Source organism: Rhodococcus rhodochrous (assembly GCF_900187265.1).
In the GTDB taxonomy this organism is placed as follows: domain Bacteria; phylum Actinomycetota; class Actinomycetes; order Mycobacteriales; family Mycobacteriaceae; genus Rhodococcus; species Rhodococcus rhodochrous.
In genome coordinates, this window is record NZ_LT906450.1 from 3,656,133 (window position 1) to 3,677,300 (window position 21,168).

24 protein-coding genes are annotated in these 21,168 nt (G+C 68.7%); 12 read left to right on the plus strand and 12 right to left on the minus strand.

Features of this window, described 5'->3' with window-relative positions; all coding sequences use genetic code 11:
* Window positions 1-115: 115 nt before the first annotated feature.
* Window positions 116-586 (plus strand): gamma-glutamylcyclotransferase, encoded by a 471-nt coding sequence (locus CKW34_RS16805; protein ID WP_059382309.1) that lies wholly within the window; start codon window positions 116-118, stop codon window positions 584-586.
* A 4-nt stretch (window positions 587-590) separates the two neighbouring features.
* On the opposite strand, the gene CKW34_RS16810 is transcribed toward CKW34_RS16805, so the two are convergent.
* From CKW34_RS16810 to CKW34_RS16820, 3 genes are all read right to left on the minus strand, one after another.
* Window positions 591-1,748 carry a M20 family metallopeptidase gene (locus CKW34_RS16810; RefSeq protein WP_059382310.1) on the minus strand — a complete coding sequence of 386 codons (1,158 nt, stop codon included), beginning with the start codon at window positions 1,746-1,748 and terminating at the stop codon, window positions 591-593.
* Entirely contained in the window at window positions 1,745-2,905 is a 1,161-nt protein-coding gene (locus CKW34_RS16815) for a M20 family metallopeptidase (RefSeq protein ID WP_059382311.1), read from the minus strand. The genes CKW34_RS16810 and CKW34_RS16815 overlap by 4 nt, the downstream gene beginning before the upstream one ends.
* A gap of 78 nt (window positions 2,906-2,983) precedes the next feature.
* Window positions 2,984-3,682 carry an enoyl-CoA hydratase/isomerase family protein gene (locus CKW34_RS16820; protein ID WP_059382396.1) on the minus strand — a complete coding sequence of 233 codons (699 nt, stop codon included), beginning with the start codon at window positions 3,680-3,682 and terminating at the stop codon, window positions 2,984-2,986.
* A gap of 66 nt (window positions 3,683-3,748) precedes the next feature.
* Here CKW34_RS16820 and CKW34_RS16825 point away from each other — a divergent pair, with 66 nt between their 5' ends.
* On the plus strand, window positions 3,749-4,561 hold the full coding sequence (locus CKW34_RS16825; protein ID WP_059382312.1) for a purine-nucleoside phosphorylase: 813 nt from the start codon (window positions 3,749-3,751) through the stop codon (window positions 4,559-4,561).
* The gene (locus tag CKW34_RS16830; RefSeq protein ID WP_059382313.1) at window positions 4,558-6,057 is read left to right on the plus strand and encodes a phospho-sugar mutase; all 1,500 of its coding nucleotides are present in this window, start codon (window positions 4,558-4,560) and stop codon (window positions 6,055-6,057) included. Before CKW34_RS16825 ends, CKW34_RS16830 begins: the two co-directional genes overlap by 4 nt.
* 54 nt (window positions 6,058-6,111) lie before the next feature.
* Here the strand turns inward: CKW34_RS16830 and CKW34_RS16835 are convergent, their stop codons facing one another.
* Window positions 6,112-6,759: an MspA family porin gene (locus CKW34_RS16835; protein ID WP_080968240.1), complete on the minus strand. Its 648-nt coding sequence runs from the start codon at window positions 6,757-6,759 to the stop codon at window positions 6,112-6,114.
* A gap of 219 nt (window positions 6,760-6,978) precedes the next feature.
* Window positions 6,979-7,602, minus strand: coding sequence for a uracil phosphoribosyltransferase (gene upp / locus CKW34_RS16840; RefSeq protein ID WP_024101551.1), 624 nt, complete (start codon window positions 7,600-7,602; stop codon window positions 6,979-6,981).
* Between the two features lie 112 nt (window positions 7,603-7,714).
* On the opposite strand from upp, the gene CKW34_RS16845 reads away from it, so the two are divergent.
* Genes CKW34_RS16845 through CKW34_RS16865 form a run of 5 tightly spaced genes read left to right on the plus strand, consistent with a single transcriptional unit; the run spans window position 7,715 to window position 11,092 of the window.
* On the plus strand, window positions 7,715-8,074 hold the full coding sequence (locus CKW34_RS16845; protein WP_059382315.1) for a type VII secretion target: 360 nt from the start codon (window positions 7,715-7,717) through the stop codon (window positions 8,072-8,074).
* Window positions 8,071-9,066 (plus strand): C40 family peptidase, encoded by a 996-nt coding sequence (locus CKW34_RS16850; protein WP_059382316.1) that lies wholly within the window; start codon window positions 8,071-8,073, stop codon window positions 9,064-9,066. Before CKW34_RS16845 ends, CKW34_RS16850 begins: the two co-directional genes overlap by 4 nt.
* A 59-nt stretch (window positions 9,067-9,125) precedes the next feature.
* Window positions 9,126-9,440, plus strand: coding sequence for a hypothetical protein (locus CKW34_RS16855; RefSeq protein ID WP_059382317.1), 315 nt, complete (start codon window positions 9,126-9,128; stop codon window positions 9,438-9,440).
* The gene (locus tag CKW34_RS16860; RefSeq protein WP_059382318.1) at window positions 9,437-9,784 is read left to right on the plus strand and encodes a YbaB/EbfC family nucleoid-associated protein; all 348 of its coding nucleotides are present in this window, start codon (window positions 9,437-9,439) and stop codon (window positions 9,782-9,784) included. Before CKW34_RS16855 ends, CKW34_RS16860 begins: the two co-directional genes overlap by 4 nt.
* Window positions 9,785-9,844: 60 nt before the next feature.
* Window positions 9,845-11,092, plus strand: coding sequence for a hypothetical protein (locus CKW34_RS16865; RefSeq protein WP_059382319.1), 1,248 nt, complete (start codon window positions 9,845-9,847; stop codon window positions 11,090-11,092).
* Window positions 11,093-11,178: 86 nt separating this feature from the next.
* Here CKW34_RS16865 and CKW34_RS16870 read toward each other — a convergent pair whose 3' ends face one another.
* Genes CKW34_RS16870 through CKW34_RS16880 form a run of 3 tightly spaced genes read right to left on the minus strand, consistent with a single transcriptional unit; the run spans window position 11,179 to window position 14,017 of the window.
* Entirely contained in the window at window positions 11,179-12,264 is a 1,086-nt protein-coding gene (locus CKW34_RS16870; protein ID WP_059382320.1) for an adenosine deaminase, read from the minus strand.
* Between the two features lie 57 nt (window positions 12,265-12,321).
* A complete protein-coding gene (locus tag CKW34_RS16875; RefSeq protein WP_059382321.1) occupies window positions 12,322-13,605 on the minus strand; it encodes a thymidine phosphorylase in 1,284 nt (427 codons plus the stop codon).
* Window positions 13,598-14,017, minus strand: a complete 420-nt coding sequence (locus CKW34_RS16880; RefSeq protein WP_080968241.1) for a cytidine deaminase — start codon at window positions 14,015-14,017, stop codon at window positions 13,598-13,600. Before CKW34_RS16880 ends, CKW34_RS16875 begins: the two co-directional genes overlap by 8 nt.
* 326 nt (window positions 14,018-14,343) lie before the next feature.
* Between CKW34_RS16880 and sdhC the strand changes: the two genes are divergently transcribed.
* From sdhC to CKW34_RS16900, 4 genes are read left to right on the plus strand one after another with little or no spacing between them, the layout of a single operon-like run.
* Window positions 14,344-14,679 (plus strand): succinate dehydrogenase, cytochrome b556 subunit, encoded by a 336-nt coding sequence (gene sdhC / locus CKW34_RS16885; protein ID WP_006550128.1) that lies wholly within the window; start codon window positions 14,344-14,346, stop codon window positions 14,677-14,679.
* A 1-nt stretch (window position 14,680) separates the two neighbouring features.
* A complete protein-coding gene (locus CKW34_RS16890) occupies window positions 14,681-15,121 on the plus strand; it encodes a succinate dehydrogenase hydrophobic membrane anchor subunit (RefSeq protein ID WP_059382323.1) in 441 nt (146 codons plus the stop codon).
* 15 nt (window positions 15,122-15,136) lie between these two features.
* Window positions 15,137-16,888, plus strand: coding sequence for a succinate dehydrogenase flavoprotein subunit (sdhA, locus tag CKW34_RS16895; RefSeq protein ID WP_059382324.1), 1,752 nt, complete (start codon window positions 15,137-15,139; stop codon window positions 16,886-16,888).
* Window positions 16,888-17,664: a succinate dehydrogenase iron-sulfur subunit gene (locus tag CKW34_RS16900; protein WP_059382325.1), complete on the plus strand. Its 777-nt coding sequence runs from the start codon at window positions 16,888-16,890 to the stop codon at window positions 17,662-17,664. The genes sdhA and CKW34_RS16900 overlap by 1 nt, the downstream gene beginning before the upstream one ends.
* Before the next feature lie 195 nt (window positions 17,665-17,859).
* Here the strand turns inward: CKW34_RS16900 and CKW34_RS16905 are convergent, their stop codons facing one another.
* The 4 genes from CKW34_RS16905 to CKW34_RS16920 all read right to left on the minus strand — a co-directional run bounded on the left by CKW34_RS16905 (window position 17,860) and on the right by CKW34_RS16920 (window position 21,122).
* Window positions 17,860-18,090, minus strand: coding sequence for a LapA family protein (locus CKW34_RS16905; RefSeq protein ID WP_059382397.1), 231 nt, complete (start codon window positions 18,088-18,090; stop codon window positions 17,860-17,862).
* Between the two features lie 68 nt (window positions 18,091-18,158).
* Complete coding sequence (locus CKW34_RS16910; RefSeq protein ID WP_059382326.1) at window positions 18,159-19,187, minus strand: YhjD/YihY/BrkB family envelope integrity protein; 1,029 nt, start codon at window positions 19,185-19,187, stop codon at window positions 18,159-18,161.
* Window positions 19,188-19,203: 16 nt separating this feature from the next.
* Complete coding sequence (trpS, locus tag CKW34_RS16915; RefSeq protein WP_059382398.1) at window positions 19,204-20,244, minus strand: tryptophan--tRNA ligase; 1,041 nt, start codon at window positions 20,242-20,244, stop codon at window positions 19,204-19,206.
* 74 nt (window positions 20,245-20,318) lie between these two features.
* On the minus strand, window positions 20,319-21,122 hold the full coding sequence (locus CKW34_RS16920; RefSeq protein WP_059382327.1) for an exodeoxyribonuclease III: 804 nt from the start codon (window positions 21,120-21,122) through the stop codon (window positions 20,319-20,321).
* Window positions 21,123-21,168 lie beyond the last annotated feature (46 nt).

The following is a 21,168-nucleotide window of genomic DNA, read 5'->3' on the forward strand; positions in this document are numbered from 1 at the left end:
CACCTCGCGCACAAGGACCGGTGGACCCGGCACATCGGAGCCCTTCGACACTCCTCGTCCGCCCCTGCGCCGCCCCTCCGACGACTCCGGTGGACGACGGGTTAGCCTTAACCTCGTGCCGATCTACGCCGCCTACGGGTCCAACATGCATCCGGAGCAGATGCTGACGCGCTGCCCGCATTCGCCGATGGCGGGAACCGGGTGGTTGCACGGTTGGCGACTGACCTTCGCCGGCGCCGACATCGGCTGGGAGGGCGCCCTCGCGACGGTCGTCGAGGATCCCGATTCCAAGGTGTTCGTGGTGCTCTACGACGTGCCGGAGGACGACGAGCGCAGTCTCGACCGTTGGGAGGGGGCCGAACTCGGTTTCCACCGCAAGATCCGCGTGCGTGTCGACACCGCCGACGGCCCGGTCCTCGCATGGCTGTACGTCGTCGACGGCTACGAGGGCGGACTGCCGTCGGCCCGCTATCTGGGTGTGATGGCCGACGCGGCCGAGATCGCCGGAGCGCCCGCCGACTACGTGCGGGATCTGCGGACCCGCAACAGCCGCAACGTCGGACCGGGACGACCCGGCAGCTTCTGAGTCCTCAGCCGGCGCCGAGCACCAGATTCGTCATCACCCGCACACCCACGGCGAGCGCACGCTCATCGAGATCGAAGGTGGGCTGGTGGATGTCGAGCTCGGGTCCGACCCCCGGCCACACCCCGAGGCGACCCATGGCGCCGGGGACGTGTTCGAGGTACCACGAGAAGTCTTCTCCCCCACCGGATTGCGGGGTGTCCGCCAGGGCGTCGGGGCCGGTCGCGCGGATCGCGTCCTCGAACATGCGCGCCGACACCTCGTCGTTGACCACCGGCGGCACACCGCGGCGGTAGTTCAGTTCGTAGCTGACGCCCGTGGGTGCGAGCAGACCGTGCACGATCTCGCGGACCATCGGTTCGAGCAGTTGCCAGGTGTCGTGATCGCCGGTGCGCACGGTGCCCGCGAGCATGCCCGTCCGCGGGATCGCGTTCGGTGCCTTGCCTGCGCTGACCGCACCCCACACCATGACCGTGCCGGTCCGCGGATCGATGCGACGACTGAGCATGCCGGGAAGACCCGTGATGACGGCACCGAGGCCGTAGACGAGATCGCCGGTCAGGTGCGGCCGGGAGGTGTGCCCACCGGGCGAGTCGAGGACGAGTTCGACGGTGTCGGCCGCCGAGGTGATCGCTCCGACCCTCATACCGACCTTGCCCGCCTCGAGACGCGGGTCGCAGTGCAGCGCGAAGATCCGCGAGACCCCGTCGAGCCCGCCCGCCGCGACGACGTCGAGCGCTCCGCCGGGCATGACCTCCTCGGCGGGCTGGAAGACCAGCCGGACACCGACCGGGAGTTCGGGCATCGAGGCCAGGGCCAGGCCCGCACCGAGCACGACGGTGGTGTGAGCGTCGTGCCCGCACGCATGCGAGACGCCGGGAACGGTCGATTCGAACGGCAGTCCGGTGGTCTCCTGCATCGGCAGGGCGTCCATGTCGGCCCGCAGCGCGATCCGCGGTCCGTCGGCCGGGCCGAGATCGCAGATCAGACCGGTGCCGCGCGGCAGAACCTTCGGGTCGAGCCCGGCGGCGCGCAGGTGCTTCGCGACGAACTCGGTGGTGGCGTACTCCTGCCGGGCGAGCTCCGGATTCGCATGGATGTGGCGGCGCCAGAGCGAGAGGTCCTCGGTGTGGCGGTCCAACCACTTCTCGACGTACGGGTTCATCGGCGGCCGACCTGTTCCAGGAGCCGTGCCCGGTGTACCGGATCGGTCGCCGCGCGCACGGCGGTCGCTGCGAGCGCACGCGCTCCGTCGAGTACTGCCCGATCGGCGGACTCGGTGACGCATGCGGCCGCGAAGGCGGCCTGATGTGTCACCGCGCCACCGGAGTCGAGTCCGATGACCGGATGGATTCCCGGCACCACGTTCGTCACGTTTCCCATGTCGGTACTGCCCAGGGGGCGCGCTCCTTCCTCCTCGACGGGCAGCGGTCGGCGCCCGAGATCGATGATCTCCTCACGATATGCCTGCACCAGCCACGGGTCGGGAGTGAGTTCGGTGTAGGTCGGCGAGACCGTCCGGATCCGGTGGTTGCATCCGGTGGCCAGCGCCCCTGCGGCGAAGCAGTTGCGTGCGCGTTCGACGAGGTCGTCGAGGAGTTCGCTCGTCCCGGCCCGCAGGTAGTACAGCAGTTCGGTGTGGCTGGGCACGATGTTCGGTGCCGTCCCGCCCTGCGCGACGATCCCGTGGATCTGCTGCCCGGGATGCAAATGCTGCCGCAGCAGACCGACCGCGACCTGGGCGACGGTCGCAGCGTCGGCGGCGTTGAGCCCGTATTCGGGCGCCGCGGAGGCGTGCGCCTCGCGGCCGTCGTACTCGACGGCGATGTCGGCGAGGGCGAGCGACGTCGCCCCGGTGATGTCGAACGGGCCGGGATGCACCATCATCGCCGCACCGACACCGTCGAAGACGCCGCGTTCGAGCATGAGGACCTTGCCGCCGCCGGTCTCCTCCGCGGGGGTTCCGATGACGCGGACGGTCACGTCGAGTTCGTCGGCGAGCGCGGCGAGACCGATCCCGGCGCCCACGGCCGACGCCGCGATGATGTTGTGGCCGCACGCGTGCCCGATGCCCGGCAGCGCGTCGTACTCGGCGCAGAACGCGAGGACGAGTTCGCCGCTGCCGAACCGCGCATCGAAGGCGGTGGGCAGGTCGGCGATGCCGGTGGTGACCTCGAAATCGTGGTCGCGCAGCACCTCGACGATCTTCGCGGCGCTCCGGTGTTCCTCGAACGCGAGTTCCGGTTCGGCGTGGATGGAATGCGACAGGCCGACGAGGGTGTCGGAAGCAGCCTCGATCGCCGTGGCGTAGTCGGTCGTCACGGGGTCCAGTCTGTCATGCTCACCGCGTCCCGATCGATCGGCGCGTACGACCGGTTCGTCGACTTCGCGGCGGGGCGATCAGCCGAACCGGAAGTTCGACGCGTCGGTCCGGATCTCCAGTGCCGAGATCAGCGGCGCGTGCAGACCGCGCTTGATGCCCGACAGATTCGGCCCGCGGGTGGCAGTGAGCGCCGCTGCGCGCTCGACCGCCGCTGCGAGCACGGCGTCACCGGTGACGGCCTGCTCGGCGATGCCCGCGGCCACGGCGTCCTCACCGCCGTAGCGACGACCTGTGGTGATGGCCTCGACCGCCGTCTGGATCGGCAGGCGGGAACGGATCAGTGCGGACATCCCGACGGTGAACGGCATGTTCAGCTGCACCTCGGGCAGGCACCAGTAGCCGCGATCGCCGCGCATCACCCGGAAGTCGTGGACGAGCGCGAGCATCGCGCCGGCACCGAAGGCGTGCCCCTGCACGGCCGCGACCGTCGCCGCGGGGAAGGTGAGCAGCCGCACGTAGAGGTCGTGGACGGAGTCCAGATAGCCCGGCAGATCCGGCAGGTTCGCGCCGACCCAGTCGATGTCGAGTCCGTTGCTCCAGAACTTTCCGGTCGCCGCGGTCACGAGGGCGGCGGGTCCGTCGTGCGCTTCCACCTCGTCGAGGAGGGAGTGGATCGCGGCGAGACGATCGGGGTGGAACCGGTTCTCGGAGACCTCCACGTCACGGTCACCGAGATGCAGGACGAAGACGTCGCCGTCACGTTCGAGGTAAGGCATGCGCGTCAGCATACCGCGCCTACTTACCCGCGAGTAACATGCCGTGAGCGATTAGGGTCCGATGCCATGGGAGAACCCGATCACGTCTTCGACCCCGCCGCGGCCGCCGACGCCGCAGCCGCCGCTCTCGCCGAACGGACGGGGGTCGCCGAACACTCCGTCGCCGTCGTCCTCGGGTCCGGCTGGCGGGCCGCGGTCGAGAGTTTCGGCATTCCCGTCGCCACGATCCCCATGAACGAGCTGCCCGGCTTCGCACCGCCGACGGCAGCAGGCCATGCCGGGAACATCCACTCGGTGCGCGCCGGCGACAACGCCGTCCTCGTCCTCGCCGGTCGCATCCACGCCTACGAGGGGCACGATCTCGCCCGCGTCGTCCATCCCGTGCGCACGGCGGTCGCGGCGGGTGCCCGCACCGTCGTCCTCACCAATGCGGCCGGTGGCATCGACCCCGAGTTCTCCGTGGGGCAGCCGGTTCTCATCTCGGACCACCTCAACCTCACCGGCCGCTCACCCCTGGTGGGTGCCCAGTTCGTCGACCTCGTCGACGCCTACTCGCCGGACCTGCGCGCGCTCGCCCGCGAGATCGATCCGTCGCTGCGCGAAGGGGTCTATGCCGGTCTGCCCGGGCCGCACTACGAGACCCCGGCGGAGATCCGGATGCTGCGCACCCTCGGCGCCGACCTCGTCGGCATGTCCACGGTCCACGAGACCATCGCGGCGCGCGCGGCCGGAGCGCGGGTGCTCGCGGTCTCGCTGGTGACCAACGCCGCGGCCGGCATCACCGGTGCTCCCCTCGACCACACCGAGGTACTGGCCGCGGGGCGTGCGGCCGCGACCCGGATGGGCGATCTCCTGCGCGATCTGGCGGCCCGGCTGTGACGCTGCGGTTCGGCACCGCGGGGTTGCGCGGCCCGGTCGGCGACGGACCGGACTGCATGAACGTGCCCGTCGTCGTCCGCACCACCGCCGGACTCGGGGCGTGGCTCGAGGCGAACGGGCAGGGCGGTGGCACCGTCGTCGTCGGCCGCGACGCCCGTACGGGCTCGGCGGAATTCCACACCGCCGCGGCAGAGGTTCTCGCCGCGGCCGGCTTCGAGGTCGTCGCCTTCGGAGAGCCACTCCCCACGCCGGTGACCGCCTTCGCGGTACGGGCGCTGGGCGCCGTTGCGGGCGTGCAGATCACGGCATCGCACAATCCCGCCGCCGACAACGGGTACAAGGTCTATCTCGCCGACGGAGCGCAACTGGCCGCGCCCGCCGATCGGGAGATCGAAACGGCAATCGACGCCGTCGGCGATGCCGCGGACGTGCCCCGGGTGCCGGTCGCGCCGTCGGGGGACGACCTCGTCGACCGCTATCTCGCCCGGGTCGCGTCGCTCCCCCGCTCCCCGCATCGAGGCGTGCGTATCGCCCTGACGGCACTGCACGGTGTCGGTGGCGAGACGGCGGTCGCAGCCCTGCGTTCCGCGGGATTCGACGACGTCCACGTCGTGGCGTCCCAGTTCGCGCCGGATCCGGAGTTTCCCACGGTCGCCTTCCCCAACCCCGAGGAACCGGGCGCAACCGATGCTCTGCTCGCGCTGGCGGCCGAGGTCGACGCCGACATCGCCCTGGCGCTCGATCCCGACGCCGATCGTTGTGCCGTCGGTGTCCCGGGCCCGCAGGGATGGACGATGCTGCGCGGCGACGAGACCGGGGTCCTGCTCGGCGACCGGATCCTCGCGTCGTCGCCGCCCGGCTCGCTGGTCGCGACAACCATCGTCTCGTCGACCATGCTGGGACGGCTCGCGGCCGCACGCGGCGCGCGATATGCGCAGACGCTCACGGGTTTCAAGTGGCTCGCCCGTGCCGGTGACGGCCTCGTCTACGCGTACGAGGAGGCGATCGGGCACTGCGTGGATCCGGACGCTGTGCGCGACAAGGACGGCATCGCGACCGCCGTGGTGGTCGCCGACTACGTCGCGGACCTGAAGCAGTCCGGCCGGACCCTGATCGACGCACTCGACGACCTGCATCGCGAACTCGGTGTCCACGTCGGCGATCAGGTGTCGATCCGCGTCGACGACCTGCAGCGCATCGGCGCCGTGATGACGCGACTGCGTGCGGAGCCTCCGACGACCCTCGCGGGTCTGGCGGTGACCGCGACCGATCTCGCCGAGAGCCCGGGACCGATGAGCACCGACGCCCTCGTCCTCGTCGGTCGCGCGGATGCCCCGGACGGGCCGGCGGTACGCGTGGTGGTGCGTCCGTCGGGCACCGAGCCGAAGCTCAAGGTCTACCTGGAGGTGGTCACGGAACGAGACCGCCCGACCGCGGAGGCGACACTCGACGCCCTGCGCGGATGGGCGGCCTCGCTCGGTGACGAGAACCCCTGACCCGGCCGGATCCGGCCGGGTCAGGACCCGATTCGATCAGGCCTGCTGCTGCAATCAGACCTGCTGCGGCACACCGTAGGTGACGACGGTGTTCCGGTCGGCGGTGACAGCCTTCAGGTACGGACGGATCATCACCGGTCCGATGGCTCCCGAGACCGAGCCGTGCACGCCGACGATCCGGATGGTCGTCGAGCTGCCGTCGAACTCGAAGTCCTCGACGATCGGGACGGACGTGATGCCGCCCGGCTCGAGCGGGATCTCGATCTCCTGGGACGGGGTGATGTCGCCGCTGAGCGAACCACCCGCCTCCAGGCCGAGATCGAGCGAGGCACCACCTTCGTTGTCGAGCGAGAGGCCGATGGCTGCACCGTTCTCCACGCCCCAGGACAGACTCGGAGTGATGACGGTGACCGTCGCCCCCGGCAGCGCGACCGGGTAGCCGACCTGGAAACCGACCTCCACCGCCGTCCCGGCGAAGTTCGCCGCGTTCGGACCGGTGATCCGAACGGTCGCAACCTCGTCGTGGAAGAACTCGACACTCAGCGGTGAGCTGTCGAGCGGCGGCACCGACTGTGTCGAGGTGTCGGCCTGGATCACTTCGATCGCGTGCCCTCCGTCCAACGGGAGGATGCGCGAGTTGTCGACAGCGGCCGCAGCCGTGCCGTGACTCGTCACGGCAGCGAGGACGGCGACCGCGCCCACCGAAGCCGCTCTGACACTTCCACGAATCAGTTTGCGGGAGAAGATTCTTGCCATTCCGCCGACCCCATCTCTGGCTGTACCTACGCAGTGGACTTCACACGGAGCACACCGCGCGTAGGAAGAAATCGAGACCTGCGGGTTGTTTTCGGATAACGAGATGACTGCGGTCGTGTGTCACATTCGTACCGCCAGTCACACGAGTAACAGGCGGCGGACGATCTATCGCGGTCCGAACTGCCTGTCCCCCGCGTCACCGAGGCCCGGCACGATGTACTTGTTCTCATTGAGACCTTCGTCGACCGACGCCGTGACCAACCGGACCGGATGCCCCGACGCAGCAAGGGCCTCGACGCCCTGCGGTGCTGCGACCACACAGATCGCGGTGATGTCCGTGGCGCCGCGCTGGGCGAGGATGTCGAGGGTGTGCACCATCGACCCGCCGGTCGCGAGCATCGGGTCGAGCACGAAGACGGGAAGACCCGACAGGTCCTCCGGCAGCGACTCCAGATAGGGCACCGGCTCGAAGGTCTTCTCGTCGCGAGCGAGACCGACGAAACCGACCTGCGCCTGAGGAATCAGGGCGTGGGCCTGTTCGACCATGCCGAGGCCGGCGCGAAGGACCGGGACGAGCAACGGCGGCTGCTGCAGCCGCACTCCCGTCGTCACCGCGACCGGCGTCTTGACGTCGAACGTCTCGGTGGGCGCATCGCGCACCGCCTCGTAGACGAGCATCTGGGTGAGCCGCCTCAACGCGTGCCGGAAGGCAGCGTTGTCGCTGCGTTCGTCGCGAAGGATGGTCAGGAGCGAAGCAGCGAGCGGGTGGTCGACGACGAGCGAATCCATGTCCGAAGGATAGAACGACGGAACCGATCGGCAGTCGGGTGCGTCGAACCCGGCAGGGACGGAACCCTCCGAAGGTGCCGAATCCCACAGGAACGACGCGAGGGGCGACGAGGTGACCGAGAACTCCGGCAGGGACGCGATACGGATCGACACGAGTGCCGTCAGGAGGTTCGGCGACGACGCCGCCGAACTGGCCGCGCGCCTGCACGAGGCCGCCGAACGGACACGGCACGGCGCCCCCTCGGCGCTGAGCGCCGCACTGGGTCCGATCGGGGCACCCGTGCTCGCCGCTCTCACCGCGACCCACACCGCGCACGTGCGCGATCTCGGCCGACTCGGCGACCTGCTCGGCGGAATGGGAGACGCCGCGAAGGTCTCCGCGGCCGCCTACGAGCGGACCACCCACGAGACCGCCACACGACTCGGCTCCACCACCGCCACACGACTCGGCTCCGCCTCGGAGACGCTGTGATCTCCGCCGATGTGCTCGCTGCACCGTTGACCGGCCTGCTCGACGCGTTCGGCACCACGCTGCCACCCGGCGTCGATCCGGGCGAGATGGTGCGCATCGGTGCGCAGTGGGCCGAGGAGGTGCACGCGGCCGGACGCGACGCCGTCGCCGAGCTCGCCTGGGCCTGGTGCGGCACGGCCGCCTCGCAGGCCGTCGCGAGTGCCGAGCAGCTGCTCGCCGACGTCCTCACTGCGGCCGATCGTGGGTCGGCGCTGGCCGGGATCGCGCTCGAAGCGACCGTCACGGTGGTCACCGGTGCGGCCGAGATCGCGCGTCTCGTCGACTCGTTCGTCACCTTCGCCGAGCGGGCCGCACCCGCGACGTCGCTCCCGCAAGGTCGGCTCGCGCTCCTCGCGGTGGCGATCGACCACCTCGTCGCCGGGTTGGACGTGCTGACACGGGTGACCGGAACGCTCGCGGAGCTGACCGATCGGACGTCCGCGCTCCTGCCGCCCGAGCCCTCCGCTCCCCCGCTCGGCTCCGGCGACCACCGCGACCCCGACCCGGCCGGCGACGAGCCACGCACGTTGCACACCTTCGGTGGAGGATTCTCCGCGGGCGTGGAGGTGAGACTCCCGGACGGAAGCGTCAGCCTGGCACCGAACGAGACGGCAGCGGCAGCGGTGCGCCACGCCCTTGCCCAGCAGGGCACTCCGTACGTGTGGGGCGGCACGAGCCCCGGCTCCGGGCTCGACTGCAGCGGACTGACGCAGTACGCCTACGCGCAGGCCGGCGTCGAACTGCCGCGGTTGGCGCAGGAACAGGACGTCGGCACACGGGTGGATCCTGCGGCCGCCCTGCCCGGAGACCTCGTCGTATGGGACGGGCACGTGGCGATGGTGGTGGGCAACGGCCTCATGGTCGAGGCGGGCGACCCCGTCTCCGTGACGCCGATGCGCACCGGCAACGGAGGAATGGCCTTCCACGGCGTCTACCGACCCACCGCCGGCTGATTCCCGAGAATTCCGCACCGGGCGGGAACCGGCCGGGCTCGCGCTGCGTCCAACCCGGTATGGACAGCACGACGACGGAACCGATCACGGCCACCGCCCACAACCGGGCCGGGACGATCTCGGTGCGGACGACGGACGGTGGACTGCCCGTGGACCTTCGCATCGACCCCCGCGAGTTGCGTTACGGAGCCCGGCAACTGGCCGATCAGATCCTCGCCCTGAACCGGCAGGCCGCTCTCGAGGCCGCGGTGGTCCGCGGTGAACACCTCGCCGCCGAAGGGGTCCCTCGCGAGATCCTCGACCGGATGCGGCTGCCGTCCCGCGCCGACCTCGCGGACGGACCGGCCGCTCATCGACGAGGTCTCGTCCGATGAGCGAACGGATGGTGGAGGCGATCGTCGACCGAGCCCACGTCGGGCTCGATGCACTCGAACGCACAGTGGAGAGGCTCGGTGCGGTCCGGGGCACCGCGAGCAGCCCCGATGGACGGGTGACCGCCCGCGTGGACGGTTCGGGAGCGCTCGAAGGACTCGAGCTGGCCGAGCCGATCGGCGGTACCGATCCCCGGGAGCTGGCCGCGGTGATCCTCGCGACCGTGCACGAGGCCGCACGGCGGGCCGCTGTCGCGCGCGTCTCCGCGATGGACGATCTCCGCGCGGCACTCGCCGCGAGCGACTGCGGCCCGGTCACCGCGGGCGACCGTGCGGTAACGCAATGAAACCGGTACCGAGCTGCCCCCGGCTATATTCTCGGCGCGGACATGGCTAGGCTTCGCGCCATGGCTGGAGACATCGTCCCGATCGAGCTCGGTCTCACCGACGGCAACCTCGTGACGCTCTGGGCGCCGCGCTGGCGCGAAGGCGACGACGAGTGGGAGGCATTCCTCGGCCACGGCGACGACCTGTACGCCTTCCCGTCGGTTCCCGAACTCGTCGCGTTCGTGCGTTCGGGTGCCGACAACGACCTCGTCGAGCACGAGGCGTGGCCGATCGTGTCCAAGCTCGCGGCCTCGGAGTTCGAGCCCGACGAGCCGCACACCTACGACCTCGTCGGCGTACCCGAACTCGTGGCCGACGACCCGGATCCCGTCTCGGTGTCCGAGCTGCAGGACACCTTCGACATCGTGAGCATCCTCGGCGATGTCTGCGATCTCGACGTCGTGACGAAGTTCTTCGAACGCGAGGAGATCGACCTCCTGCTGCAGCACGGTGTCTCGGCCTTCCGCACCCGTGAGGGCCTCGACCTGTGGAATCGCATCGGGACCGCGGTCGCGCAGGACTGGGACGACGTGATCGACGCGCTCGACGCCGTGATCTCCACTCCCGACGTCGACGCCGCGGTGGTCGCCGAGATCGAATCCGAGCTCGTGGCGGTCGACGAGAACGAGGTCGAGGCGGACGACACGGTCGAGGACGTCGACGCCGACGACGAGTACGAGTTCATCGACGGCGAGGACGATGACGACGAGGACGACGGCTACGAGTTCTGGGCGCGGGTCGGCATCGATCCCATCCGGATCATCACGACCGACGGCACCTGGTACTCGCTGCGGTGCTACGTGAACGACGACGCAGTCTTCCTCGGCCACGACGGCACCATCGACGTCTTCCCGTCCGAGCGCGCGCTGGCCCGCCACCTCGCCGACAACCACGACCACGACCTCGCGACGCTCGAGCCGTACACGGAGATCCAGCTCGCGGCTGTCGACGGATCGCTCGACGTGACGGTCACCGATGACAACGTCTACGTGCTCACCGGAATCGCCGACGACATCGCCCAGGGTGTCGCGGCCGTCGACCCCGATCAGCTCGAACTGGCGGTCGAGTTGTTCGTCGACGCAGCGAACTTCGCGGACGACGACTCGACGGAGGCCGCGCTCGCCGCGTCCACGGAGCTCGGCTGGTTCGTCAACCACGTGATCGAACCCGATTCGGAACGCACGGCGCCCAAGCCGCCGTTCGACGCCGAGTCCCTCGCCTGGCGCGAGCTCGAGCGCGAGTTCGACGCGCGACTGCGCCGGCACTGACGCGCGGGTCGCGTCGGGTCGGCACTGACGCGGGTCGCGTCGGGTCGGCACTGACGCGGGTCGCGTCGGGTCGGCACCGACGCGGGTTACCCGACGAGGACGGCGTATCCCGGCTTGATGACGTCGTCGATCAGTTCCAGTCGCTGGTCGAACGGGAGGAAGGCCGACTTCATCGCGTTGATCGTGAACCGTTCGAGGTCGACCCAGCCGTAGTCGAAGGTCTCGACGAGCCGAACCATCTCCTGCGTCATCGTGGTGTCGCTCATCAACCGGTTGTCGGTGTTGACGGTGACGCGGAAGCGCAGGCGGGCCAGCAGGTCGAAGGGATGCTCGGCGAGGGTGCGAACCGCGCCGGTCTGCACGTTCGACGACGGGCACAGTTCGAGCGGGATGCGCTTGTCGCGGATGTAGTTGGCGAGCCGGCCCAGGGTGGCGGTCCCGTCGTCGTGCACTTCGATGTCGTCGACGATGCGCACGCCGTGGCCGAGCCTGTCGGTGCCGCAGAAGGCGACCGCTTCGTGGATGGACGGGAGCCCGAACGCCTCACCGGCGTGGATCGTGAAGTGCGCGTTGGCCGCGCGGGTGTACTCGAAGGCGTCGAGATGACGGCTCGGCGGATTGCCCGCCTCGGCGCCGGCGATGTCGAAACCCGCCACGCCGCGATCCCGGAAGCGCACGGCGAGTTCGGCGATCTCCAACGAGCGCGCCGCGTGCCGCATCGCGGTGAGCAGGCAGCGCACCCGGATGCGACGACCTCCCGCAGCCACCTCCGATTCCCCGGCGCGGAAGCCTTCGAGGACGTGCTCGACGACCTCGTCCAGCGACAGTCCCTTCTCCAGGTGCTGCTCGGGTGCGAACCGCACCTCGGCGTAGACGACGCCGTCGTCGGCGAGGTCGAGGACGCATTCGCGTGCGACGCGTTCGAGTCCTTCGGCCGTCTGCATCACGGCGACGGTGTGCTCGAAGGTTTCGAGATAGCGCTCGAGCGACCCGCTGTCGGCGGACTCGCGGAACCACCGGGCGAGATCCGCTTCGGTGTCCGCGGGCAACGACCACCCGCACGCGTCCGCGAGTTCGAGGACCGTCCTGGGACGGAGGCCGCCGTCCAGGTGGTCGTGGAGGACCACTTTGGGTGCGGTGCGAACGAGTTCGGGAGTCAGACGGCCGTTCATGATCGGGACGGTAGTCGGCGGCGGCCGGTTCCGCTCGGTCTCCGGCCGCCGGACCCGCTACGCCCGGATCCGCTCGATCACGAGCGGCTGCCGGTCGGGTGCCGTGTCGGAGATGCGGAGACCGCCGCGGAGGGCGGCGAGCGCGTCGGGAATGCGTCCCGGGGTGTCGGTGTGCAGCGTCGCGATCGACTGGCCCGCGCGGACACGATCACCGAGGACCGCGTGCAGTTCGATGCCGGCCCCGGGCTGGACGTCCTGGCCCTGCCGTTCGCGACCGGCTCCCAGACGCCACGCGGCGATGCCGACCGCGTACGCGTCGAGTTCGGAGATCACCCCGTCCGCGTCGGCGTGGAAGGTCTCGGTGTGGGTCGCGACGGGCAACGGCGCCGTGGGGTCGCCACCCTGGGCGGCGATCATCGCGTTCCATCGGTCCATCGCAGTGCCGTCGCGCAGGCGGTCGGCGGGATCGACGTCGTCGACACCGGCGGCCTCGAGCATCTCACGGGCCAGGGCCAGGGTCAGCTCGACGACGTCGTCGGGTCCGCCGCCGGCGAGCACCTCGACGGCCTCCCGGACCTCGAGCGCATTGCCCGCCGTACGCCCGAGCGGGCTGTCCATGCGGGTGAGCAGGGCCGTCGTGGGCAGCCCTTCGTCGGTGCCGAGCTCGACCATGGTGCGTGCCAGCTCGCGGGCCTCGCCGAGTTCCTTCATGAAGGCACCGCTGCCGACCTTCACATCGAGGACGAGGGCTCCGGTGCCCTCGGCGATCTTCTTGCTCATGATCGAGCTGGCGATGAGCGGGATCGACTCGACGGTCCCGGTGACGTCGCGCAGTGCGTAGAGCTTGCGGTCGGCGGGTGCGAGATCGGCGCTCGCCGCGCACACGACCGCACCGACGGCCGGGTCGGTGAGGATCTCGGCGATTTCCGCGGTGGTCAGATCGGCCTTCCAGCCCGGGATCGCTTCGAGCTTGTCCAGGGTGCCGCCGGTGTGACCGAGACCGCGGCCCGACAGCTGCGGGACGGCGACGCCGCAGGCGGCGACGAGCGGTGCGAGCGGCAGGGTGATCTTGTCTCCCACACCGCCTGTCGAGTGTTTGTCGACGGTGCGCAGTCCGAGCGCGGAGAAATCGAGGCGACGACCGGAGTCGATCATCGCGGTGGTCCAGCGTGCCGTCTCCGCCCGGCTCATGCCGCGGAACCAGACGGCCATCGCCAGGGCCGACATCTGGGCGTCGGAGACGATGCCGTGGGTGAACGCTTCGATGACCCAGTCGATCTCGGTGCCGGAGAGTTCGTGTCCGTCGCGCTTGCGGCGGATGACGGTGACGATGTCAGGCACGGCGGTCCTCGTTCTCCCGCACGGCCGCGAGATCGTCGGGGCCGAACGCGTCGGGGAGGAGCGCGGAGAGACGACGCGGGCCGCCCTGGGCGTCGACCTCGAGATCGGGGCCGCCGTGTTCGAGAAGCACCTGCCGGCACCGGCCGCACGGGGTCAGAACGTGGCCCCGGGAGTCGCACACGGCGACGGCCCGAAGGCGGCCTCCACCCTGGGCGATCAAGTTACCGACGAGTACACATTCGGCACATAGGCCCAGTCCGTGTGAGACATTTTCCACATTGCACCCGAGGACCATCCGACCGTCGACGGTGAGGCCGGCAGCCCCCACCGGGAACCCGGAGTAGGGGGCGTAGGCTCGACCCATCACCTCATGTGCTTTGGCGCGCAACATTTTCCAGTCGATGTCCGGCATGGTTCATCATCCTGTCACGGTGGCGTGGGCGACGGTAGGCGACCCCCACCGCGCCAGATCACAGTTGGAAAGGCAAACCTAACTTCGCATTTGGAGCCCTGTACGAATGGGGCGGGAGATTAGTTCCCGAGTTTGGGATGGGTCTAGAGTCGATCCAAGTCGGTTCAGGTTCACGTCGGGCCCGTACTGCGGAATCCCCCACAGGTAGGAGCAGCTCGACGCGTCCACCATTGACGTTGGAGGCACAGCACTCGATGAGCAGCACGACTGAAGCCGCCCCCGCAAAGGCGGGGCGCACACGGTCGCTTTACCGGGGAGACCCCGGCATGTGGTCCTGGGTATTGCACCGGATCACGGGCGTGGCGACATTCTTCTTCCTTTTCGTCCACGTCCTCGACACCGCACTCGTCCGGGTCAACCCCGAGACCTACGACGCGGTGATCGATACGTACAAGAACCCGATCGTCGGCCTCATGGAGCTCGGCCTGGTCGCGATGGTCCTGTACCACGCACTCAACGGCCTGCGGGTCATGCTCGTGGACTTCTGGTCGAAGGGCCCGAAGTACCAGCGCGTGATGCTCTGGACGATCCTCGCGATCTGGTTCGTGGTGATGATCCCCGCGGCCGTTCGCATCCTCTTCAACACATTTGCGGGGCACTGACATGACCGAAGCGAAGACTCTGGGTAAGGAATACGACCGGCCTGCCGGCCTCGACAACCCGCGCTCGCCGCGGCGCGCCGCGAAGAACAACTTCGAGCTCTACGCCTGGTTGTTCATGCGCCTGTCCGGCCTGGCCCTGATCATCCTGGTCCTCGGTCACCTCTTCATCATGCTGATGCTCGATGACGGCGTGCACCGCATCAACTTCGCGTTCGTCGCAGGCCGCTGGTCCAGCCCGTTCTGGCAGGTCTGGGACCTGTCGATGCTGTGGCTCGCTCAGCTCCACGGCGGTAACGGTCTGCGCACCGTCATCGCGGACTACGCACGTAAGGACTCCACCCGGTTCTGGCTCAACACGATCCTCGTCGTGTCGATGATCCTGATCATGGGCCTGGGCACCTACGTGATCTTCACCTTCGACCCGAACATCACGGCGAGCTAGGGGAGCCGAACCTTCATGCAGGAACATCGTTACGACGTAGTCATCGTCGGCGCCGGCGGCGCCGGCATGCGCGCGGCCATCGAAGCCGGCCCGCGTGCGCGCACCGCAGTGCTCACGAAGCTCTACCCCACCCGCAGCCACACCGGCGCCGCTCAGGGTGGCATGTGCGCCGCCCTCGCGAACGTCGAAGAGGACAACTGGGAGTGGCACACCTTCGACACCGTCAAGGGTGGCGACTACCTGGTCGACCAGGACGCTGCGGAGATCATGGCCAAGGAGGCCATCGACGCCGTTCTCGACCTCGAGAAGATGGGTCTTCCGTTCAACCGGACGCCCGAGGGCAAGATCGATCAGCGTCGCTTCGGTGGTCACACCCGCGACCACGGTAAGGCCCCGGTCCGTCGCGCGTGCTACGCCGCCGACCGCACCGGCCACATGATTCTGCAGACGCTCTACCAGAACTGCGTCAAGCACGACGTCGAGTTCTTCAACGAGTTCTACGCGCTCGACATCACCCTCACCGAGACCGAGAACGGTCCCGTCGCGACGGGTGTCATCGCGTACGAGCTCGCGACCGGCGAGATCCACGTCTTCCACGCCAAGGCCATCGTCTTCGCGACGGGCGGCTCGGGCCGTATGTACAAGACGACGTCGAACGCCCACACCCTCACCGGTGACGGCCTCGGCATCATCTTCCGCAAGGGCCTGCCGCTCGAGGACATGGAGTTCCACCAGTTCCACCCGACGGGCCTGGCCGGTCTCGGCATCCTCATCTCGGAAGCCGTGCGTGGTGAGGGCGGCATCCTCCGCAACGCCGACGGCGAGCGGTTCATGGAGCGCTACGCCCCCACCATCAAGGACCTCGCGCCCCGCGACATCGTCGCCCGCTCGATGGTGCTCGAGGTGCTCGAGGGTCGCGGCGCCGGACCGAACAAGGACTACGTCTACATCGACGTGACCCACCTCGGCGAGGACGTCCTCGAGGAGAAGCTCCCCGACATCACGGAGTTCTCCCGCACCTACCTCGGTGTCGACCCTGTCACCGAGCTCGTGCCGGTGTTCCCGACCTGCCACTACGTCATGGGCGGTATCCCGACCAACGTCGACGGCGAGGTCCTCCGCGACAACGAGAACGTCGTGCCCGGCCTGTACGCGGCCGGCGAGTGCGCATGCGTGTCCGTCCACGGCGCCAACCGTCTCGGCACCAACTCGCTGCTCGACATCAACGTCTTCGGTCGTCGCGCCGGCATCGCCGCCGCGGAGTACGCCAACAGCACGAAGCACGTCGAGATGCCGGACGAGCCGACGAAGTACGTCGACGAGTGGCTCGACCTGATCCTGCACCAGGGCGGCAAGGAGCGGGTGGCCGACATCCGCACCGAGCTGCAGCAGACGATGGACAACAACGCGTCGGTGTTCCGCACCGAGGAGACGTTGACGCAGGCGCTCAACGACATCCACGCGCTGAAGAAGCGCTACAAGGAGATCACCGTCCACGACAAGGGCAAGCGCTACAACAGCGACCTGCTCGAAGCGCTGGAGCTCGGTTTCCTCCTCGAGATGGCCGAGGTCACCGTCGTCGGCGCGCTGAACCGCAAGGAATCGCGCGGCGGCCACGCCCGCGAGGACTACCCGAAGCGCGACGACGAGAACTTCCTCAAGCACACCATGGCGTACAAGGTGGGCGAGGAACTGATCTCCGACATTCGCCTGGACTACAAGCCGGTGGTCCAGACCCGGTACGAGCCCATGGAGCGTAAGTACTGATGACAACCATCGAGAAGACCGACACGGGCGCGTCGTCACTGCCTCCCGTGCCCGAGGGCGCGACGATGGTCACCCTCAAGATCGCTCGGTTCAACCCGGAGGACGACAAGGGTCAGCACTGGGATTCGTTCCAGGTGCCGGCGCTGCCGTCCGACCGTCTGCTCAACCTGTTGGGCTACGTCAAGGGTTACCTCGACGGCACGCTCACCTTCCGTCGCAGCTGCGCCCACGGCGTGTGCGGCTCGGACGCGATGCGTGTCAACGGCGTCAACCGTCTCGCCTGCAAGATCCTCATGAAGGACCTGCTGGACAAGAACGGCAAGGACGTCACGATCACGATCGAGCCGATCCGTGGCCTTCCGGTCGAGAAGGACCTCGTCGTCGACATGGAGCCCTTCTTCGACGCCTACCGCGCCGTGAAGCCGTTCCTCATCGCCTCCGGCAACGAGCCGACCCGCGAGCGCATCCAGTCGCAGGCCGACCGTGCCCGGTTCGACGACACCACCAAGTGCATCCTGTGCGCGTGCTGCACCACCTCGTGCCCGGTGTACTGGAGCGACGGCAGCTACTTCGGCCCCGCCGCGATCGTCAACGCGCACCGGTTCATCTTCGATTCGCGTGACGAGGGTACCGCCGAGCGTCTGGACATCCTCAACGACAAGGAAGGCGTGTGGCGCTGCCGCACCACCTTCAACTGCACCGACGCGTGCCCCCGTGGCATCCAGGTGACGAAGGCGATCCAGGAGGTCAAGCGCGCGCTCATGTTCGCTCGCTGATCACCTCGCACGACGGCAGGCCCGCCCCTTCGGGGACGGGCCTGCCGTCGTCTGTGCTCACTCCGCTGTCCTCACTCCGCTGTTCTCACTCCGCTGTTCTCACTACGTGTCGTCCCGAACTTCATCGAGGAACAGGCCCGGCAGTCGATGGAGCAGGATTCCGCGCGCGGGTGAACCCGAACCGAGACGATCGGATCAGCGTCCGCGTGCGAACAGGAAGCCCGCGACCCACCCGAGCGCGAAGATGACGACGAGCACCAGCCACAACGGTGCCTGCAGCGAGATCCAGAAGAGGTCGATGCTCGTGCTCTTGCGGTTCTGGAGGACGAACAGCGCGGCGAGCAGGACCAGGACGGCCGCGAGAACTCTGCGCGGAGTCACCTGGAACGAGCGTCGGGGCGCGGCGGAGCGCGTCTGTTTTGCCACGCCTCCATCGTCGCCCGTCCGCGGCACGATCGGCACCCCCGAACCGGGTTTTCACCCCGGGAGTTCGTTCATTTCCTCCGGAATCGCAACCCGGCGAGGAGCCCCCCGAGCAGACCCGCTCCGAGGAGTACGGCCCCGCGGCGCGCGTCGAAACCTTCGTGCACCTCGAGACGCGGAGTGATGACAGCTCCCGTGGGCGCGGGATGGTGTGCGAGTGCGAGGCTCGCGCGGGACGTCGCTGCGAACGCGGTGCAGAAGAGCACAAGACGAGCCGTGAGATTACCGAACACGAGAATGCCGAGAATGGGCCCGAAGGCGACGCCCGCCGGCCCGTTGAGCACCCGTTCGAGATAGATCGAACCGGTCTGCTTGAGCAGTTCGAAACCGATCCCGGCGATCACACCTGCGACGATCGCGCTGCGGAACGGGACCGGTTCGCGGGGCAGGCGCGCGATCACCCAGGTGAACACCAGGGCGGTCGCGGCCGTGGCCGTGATCAGTGCCAGGATCCGCAGAACCACGCCGATGCCGACGAGGTTCTCCATGTTGAGCAGCTCGACGATTCTGCGCGCGATCGGCCCGCTGCTCAGCGCCGAGAGCCCCAACGACACTGTCATCGCGAGCCCGAGACTGACGAGCGCGCCGCCGTCGCGCAGCTTGACCACGAAGAAGTTGCCCTTGTCGCGCGGGTGCTCCCACATGGCGGTGAGTGCTTCACGCAGATTCGTGATCCAGCCCAGGCCCGCATACGAGGCGGTGAGCAGACCGATGAGACCTACCGCGCCGCGGGATTCGATCGCCGAGTCGATCAGGCTCTGGACGGTGCCACCGAGCTGACCGGGGATGTTCTCGGAGATGATCTGCCGGATCTGGTCGAGCAGCTCGGGGCGACCGGCGAGCACGAAGCCGGCCAGCGAGAATACGACCATGATGATCGGGACGATGGCCAGCACCGTGAAGAAGGTCAGACCGGCCGCGTAGTAATCGCCTTTGTTCTCCTGATACCGCACCCCGGCCCGGAGGATGCGGTCGAGCACCGGATGGGCCGCGCGTTGACGCTCGAGAAATCCCGGCTTCTCGTCGGGTTCGCCGGCCATCCGGGTGCTCCTTCGTCTAGGTCCGCGGCAGGAAACCCACCTTGTCATAGACCTGCGCCAAGGTGCGGGATGCGACCTCGCGAGCGCGGTCCGCGCCGCCCGAGAGAATGCGGTTCAGTTCGGCCGGGTCGGCCAGGTACTCGTCGACCTTGGTGCGGATCGGCGTGACGAACTCGGTGAGAACCTCTGCGGTGTCGGCCTTCAGGTCGCCGTAGCCCTTGCCCTCGTAGCCGGCGACGAGCTCGTCGATACTGCGGCCCGACAGAGCCGACTGGATCGTGAGCAGGTTCGAGACCCCGGGCTTGTTCTCGCGGTCGAAACGGATCTCGCGCTCGTTGTCGGTCACCGCGGAGCGGATCTTCTTCGCCGAGACCTTCGGATCGTCGAGGAGGTTGATCAGGCCCGCGTCGGTCGCCGCGGACTTGCTCATCTTCGACGTCGGATCCTGCAGGTCGTAGATCTTCGCGGTCTCCTTCACGATCGTCGGCTCGGGGACGACGAAGGTCTTGCCGAAGCGGGAGTTGAAGCGCTGCGCGAGATCTCGCGTCAACTCGAGGTGCTGACGCTGGTCCTCCCCCACCGGCACGTGGCTCGCGCGGTAGAGCAGGATGTCGGCGGCCATGAGGATCGGATAGGTGAACAGGCCGACGCCGGCGTGCTCGGTGCCCTGCTTGGCGGACTTGTCCTTGAACTGTGTCATCCGGCTGGCCTCACCGAAACCGGTGATGCAGCTCAGGACCCAGGCGAGCTCGGCGTGCTCGGGCACCTGGCTCTGCACGAACAGGACGGACTTCTCCGGATCGATACCGATTGCGAGCAGCTGCGCCACGGAGACGAGCACACGCTTGCGGAGCAGCTTCGGCTCGTGCGGAACGGTGATCGCGTGCAGATCGGGGATGAAGTAGAAGGCGTCGTTCTCGTCCTGCGCCGGAACCCACTGCGCCAGCGCCCCGAGGAAGTTCCCGAGGTGGAACGAATCCGAGGTGGGCTGGATGCCGGACAGCACACGGGGGCGGGCCTTCGGCTTCGTGGCGTTCTGTTCTGCAGTGCTCGACATGCCGTCGATGATTCCACGCAGGCCCCACCGCACTGCGACCGAGGTGGGCACTTCCGGGCGATCCGCAGAAGCGGTCAGCGATCGAAGGCCACCGTCACCGGTGCATGGTCGGACCAGCGCCGGTCGTAGCTCGCTGCGCGTTCGACGCGGGCCTCGGTCGCGCGGGCCGCCAGGCCCGGGGTCACGAGGTGGTAGTCGATGCGCCAGCCGGCGTCGGTGTCGAATGCCTTGCCGCGGTACGACCACCACGAATAGGGACCGGCGACGTCTCCGTGGAGGTCGCGCACCACGTCGCGCCAGCCCGCGTCGAGCAGGTCGCCGACCCAGGCGCGCTCCTCCGGCAGGAAGCCGGACTTCTTGACGTTGCCCTTCCAGTTCTTGATGTCCCGCTCGGTGGGGGCGATGTTCCAGTCGCCGCATACCACCATGTCGCGACCTGCGGCCGTCACCGCGGCGTACCGCTCGGCGAGATAGGTCGCGAAGCTCTTCATGAAGTGTTCCTTCTCGTCCTGCTTCGGCGTCTGCGCCTCACCGGTCGGAAGGTAGAGGCTTCCCACCGTCACGTCGCCGAAGTCGGCCTCGATGTAGCGGCCGGCCGACGCGAACTCGTCGACGTCGAATCCGACGCGGACCGCGTCCGCCGGTACACGCGAGAGGATCGCCACCCCGGCGCGGCCCTTGGCCGAGGACTCCGCGCCGACGCAGTGCCATCCGGCCTCGAGTGCAGGGGCGATCGCAGCGTGGAACTGCTTCTCGGTGGCCCGCACCTCCTGCAGGCACACGATGTCGGCGGCCGACGAGGCCAGCCAGTCGACGAGACCCTTGGCTGCGGCTGCGCGCACGCCGTTGACGTTCACGGTGGTGATCACGAGAGGCACCGGGTCACCGTAGCCGACACCCGCGACGCAACGGCTTCCCTGTGGG

Excerpts from the sequence above, each read along its gene's own strand:
- CKW34_RS16860 (WP_059382318.1), top strand. The coding sequence starts at position 9,437 with ATGAGCGAACGGATGGTGGAGGCGATCGTCGACCGAGCCCACGTCGGG.
- sdhC (WP_006550128.1), top strand. The coding sequence starts at position 14,344 with ATGTGGTCCTGGGTATTGCACCGGATCACGGGCGTGGCGACATTCTTC.
- CKW34_RS16870 (WP_059382320.1), bottom strand. The coding sequence starts at position 12,264 with ATGAACGGCCGTCTGACTCCCGAACTCGTTCGCACCGCACCCAAAGTG.
- CKW34_RS16820 (WP_059382396.1), bottom strand. The coding sequence starts at position 3,682 with ATGCCTTACCTCGAACGTGACGGCGACGTCTTCGTCCTGCATCTCGGT.
- CKW34_RS16880 (WP_080968241.1), bottom strand. The coding sequence starts at position 14,017 with ATGCCGGACATCGACTGGAAAATGTTGCGCGCCAAAGCACATGAGGTG.
- trpS (WP_059382398.1), bottom strand. The coding sequence starts at position 20,244 with ATGTCGAGCACTGCAGAACAGAACGCCACGAAGCCGAAGGCCCGCCCC.
- CKW34_RS16825 (WP_059382312.1), top strand. The coding sequence starts at position 3,749 with ATGGGAGAACCCGATCACGTCTTCGACCCCGCCGCGGCCGCCGACGCC.
- CKW34_RS16810 (WP_059382310.1), bottom strand. The coding sequence starts at position 1,748 with ATGAACCCGTACGTCGAGAAGTGGTTGGACCGCCACACCGAGGACCTC.
- sdhA (WP_059382324.1), top strand. The coding sequence starts at position 15,137 with ATGCAGGAACATCGTTACGACGTAGTCATCGTCGGCGCCGGCGGCGCC.
- CKW34_RS16890 (WP_059382323.1), top strand. The coding sequence starts at position 14,681 with ATGACCGAAGCGAAGACTCTGGGTAAGGAATACGACCGGCCTGCCGGC.
- upp (WP_024101551.1), bottom strand. The coding sequence starts at position 7,602 with ATGGATTCGCTCGTCGTCGACCACCCGCTCGCTGCTTCGCTCCTGACC.
- CKW34_RS16865 (WP_059382319.1), top strand. The coding sequence starts at position 9,845 with ATGGCTGGAGACATCGTCCCGATCGAGCTCGGTCTCACCGACGGCAAC.
- CKW34_RS16900 (WP_059382325.1), top strand. The coding sequence starts at position 16,888 with ATGACAACCATCGAGAAGACCGACACGGGCGCGTCGTCACTGCCTCCC.
- CKW34_RS16855 (WP_059382317.1), top strand. The coding sequence starts at position 9,126 with ATGGACAGCACGACGACGGAACCGATCACGGCCACCGCCCACAACCGG.
- CKW34_RS16910 (WP_059382326.1), bottom strand. The coding sequence starts at position 19,187 with ATGGCCGGCGAACCCGACGAGAAGCCGGGATTTCTCGAGCGTCAACGC.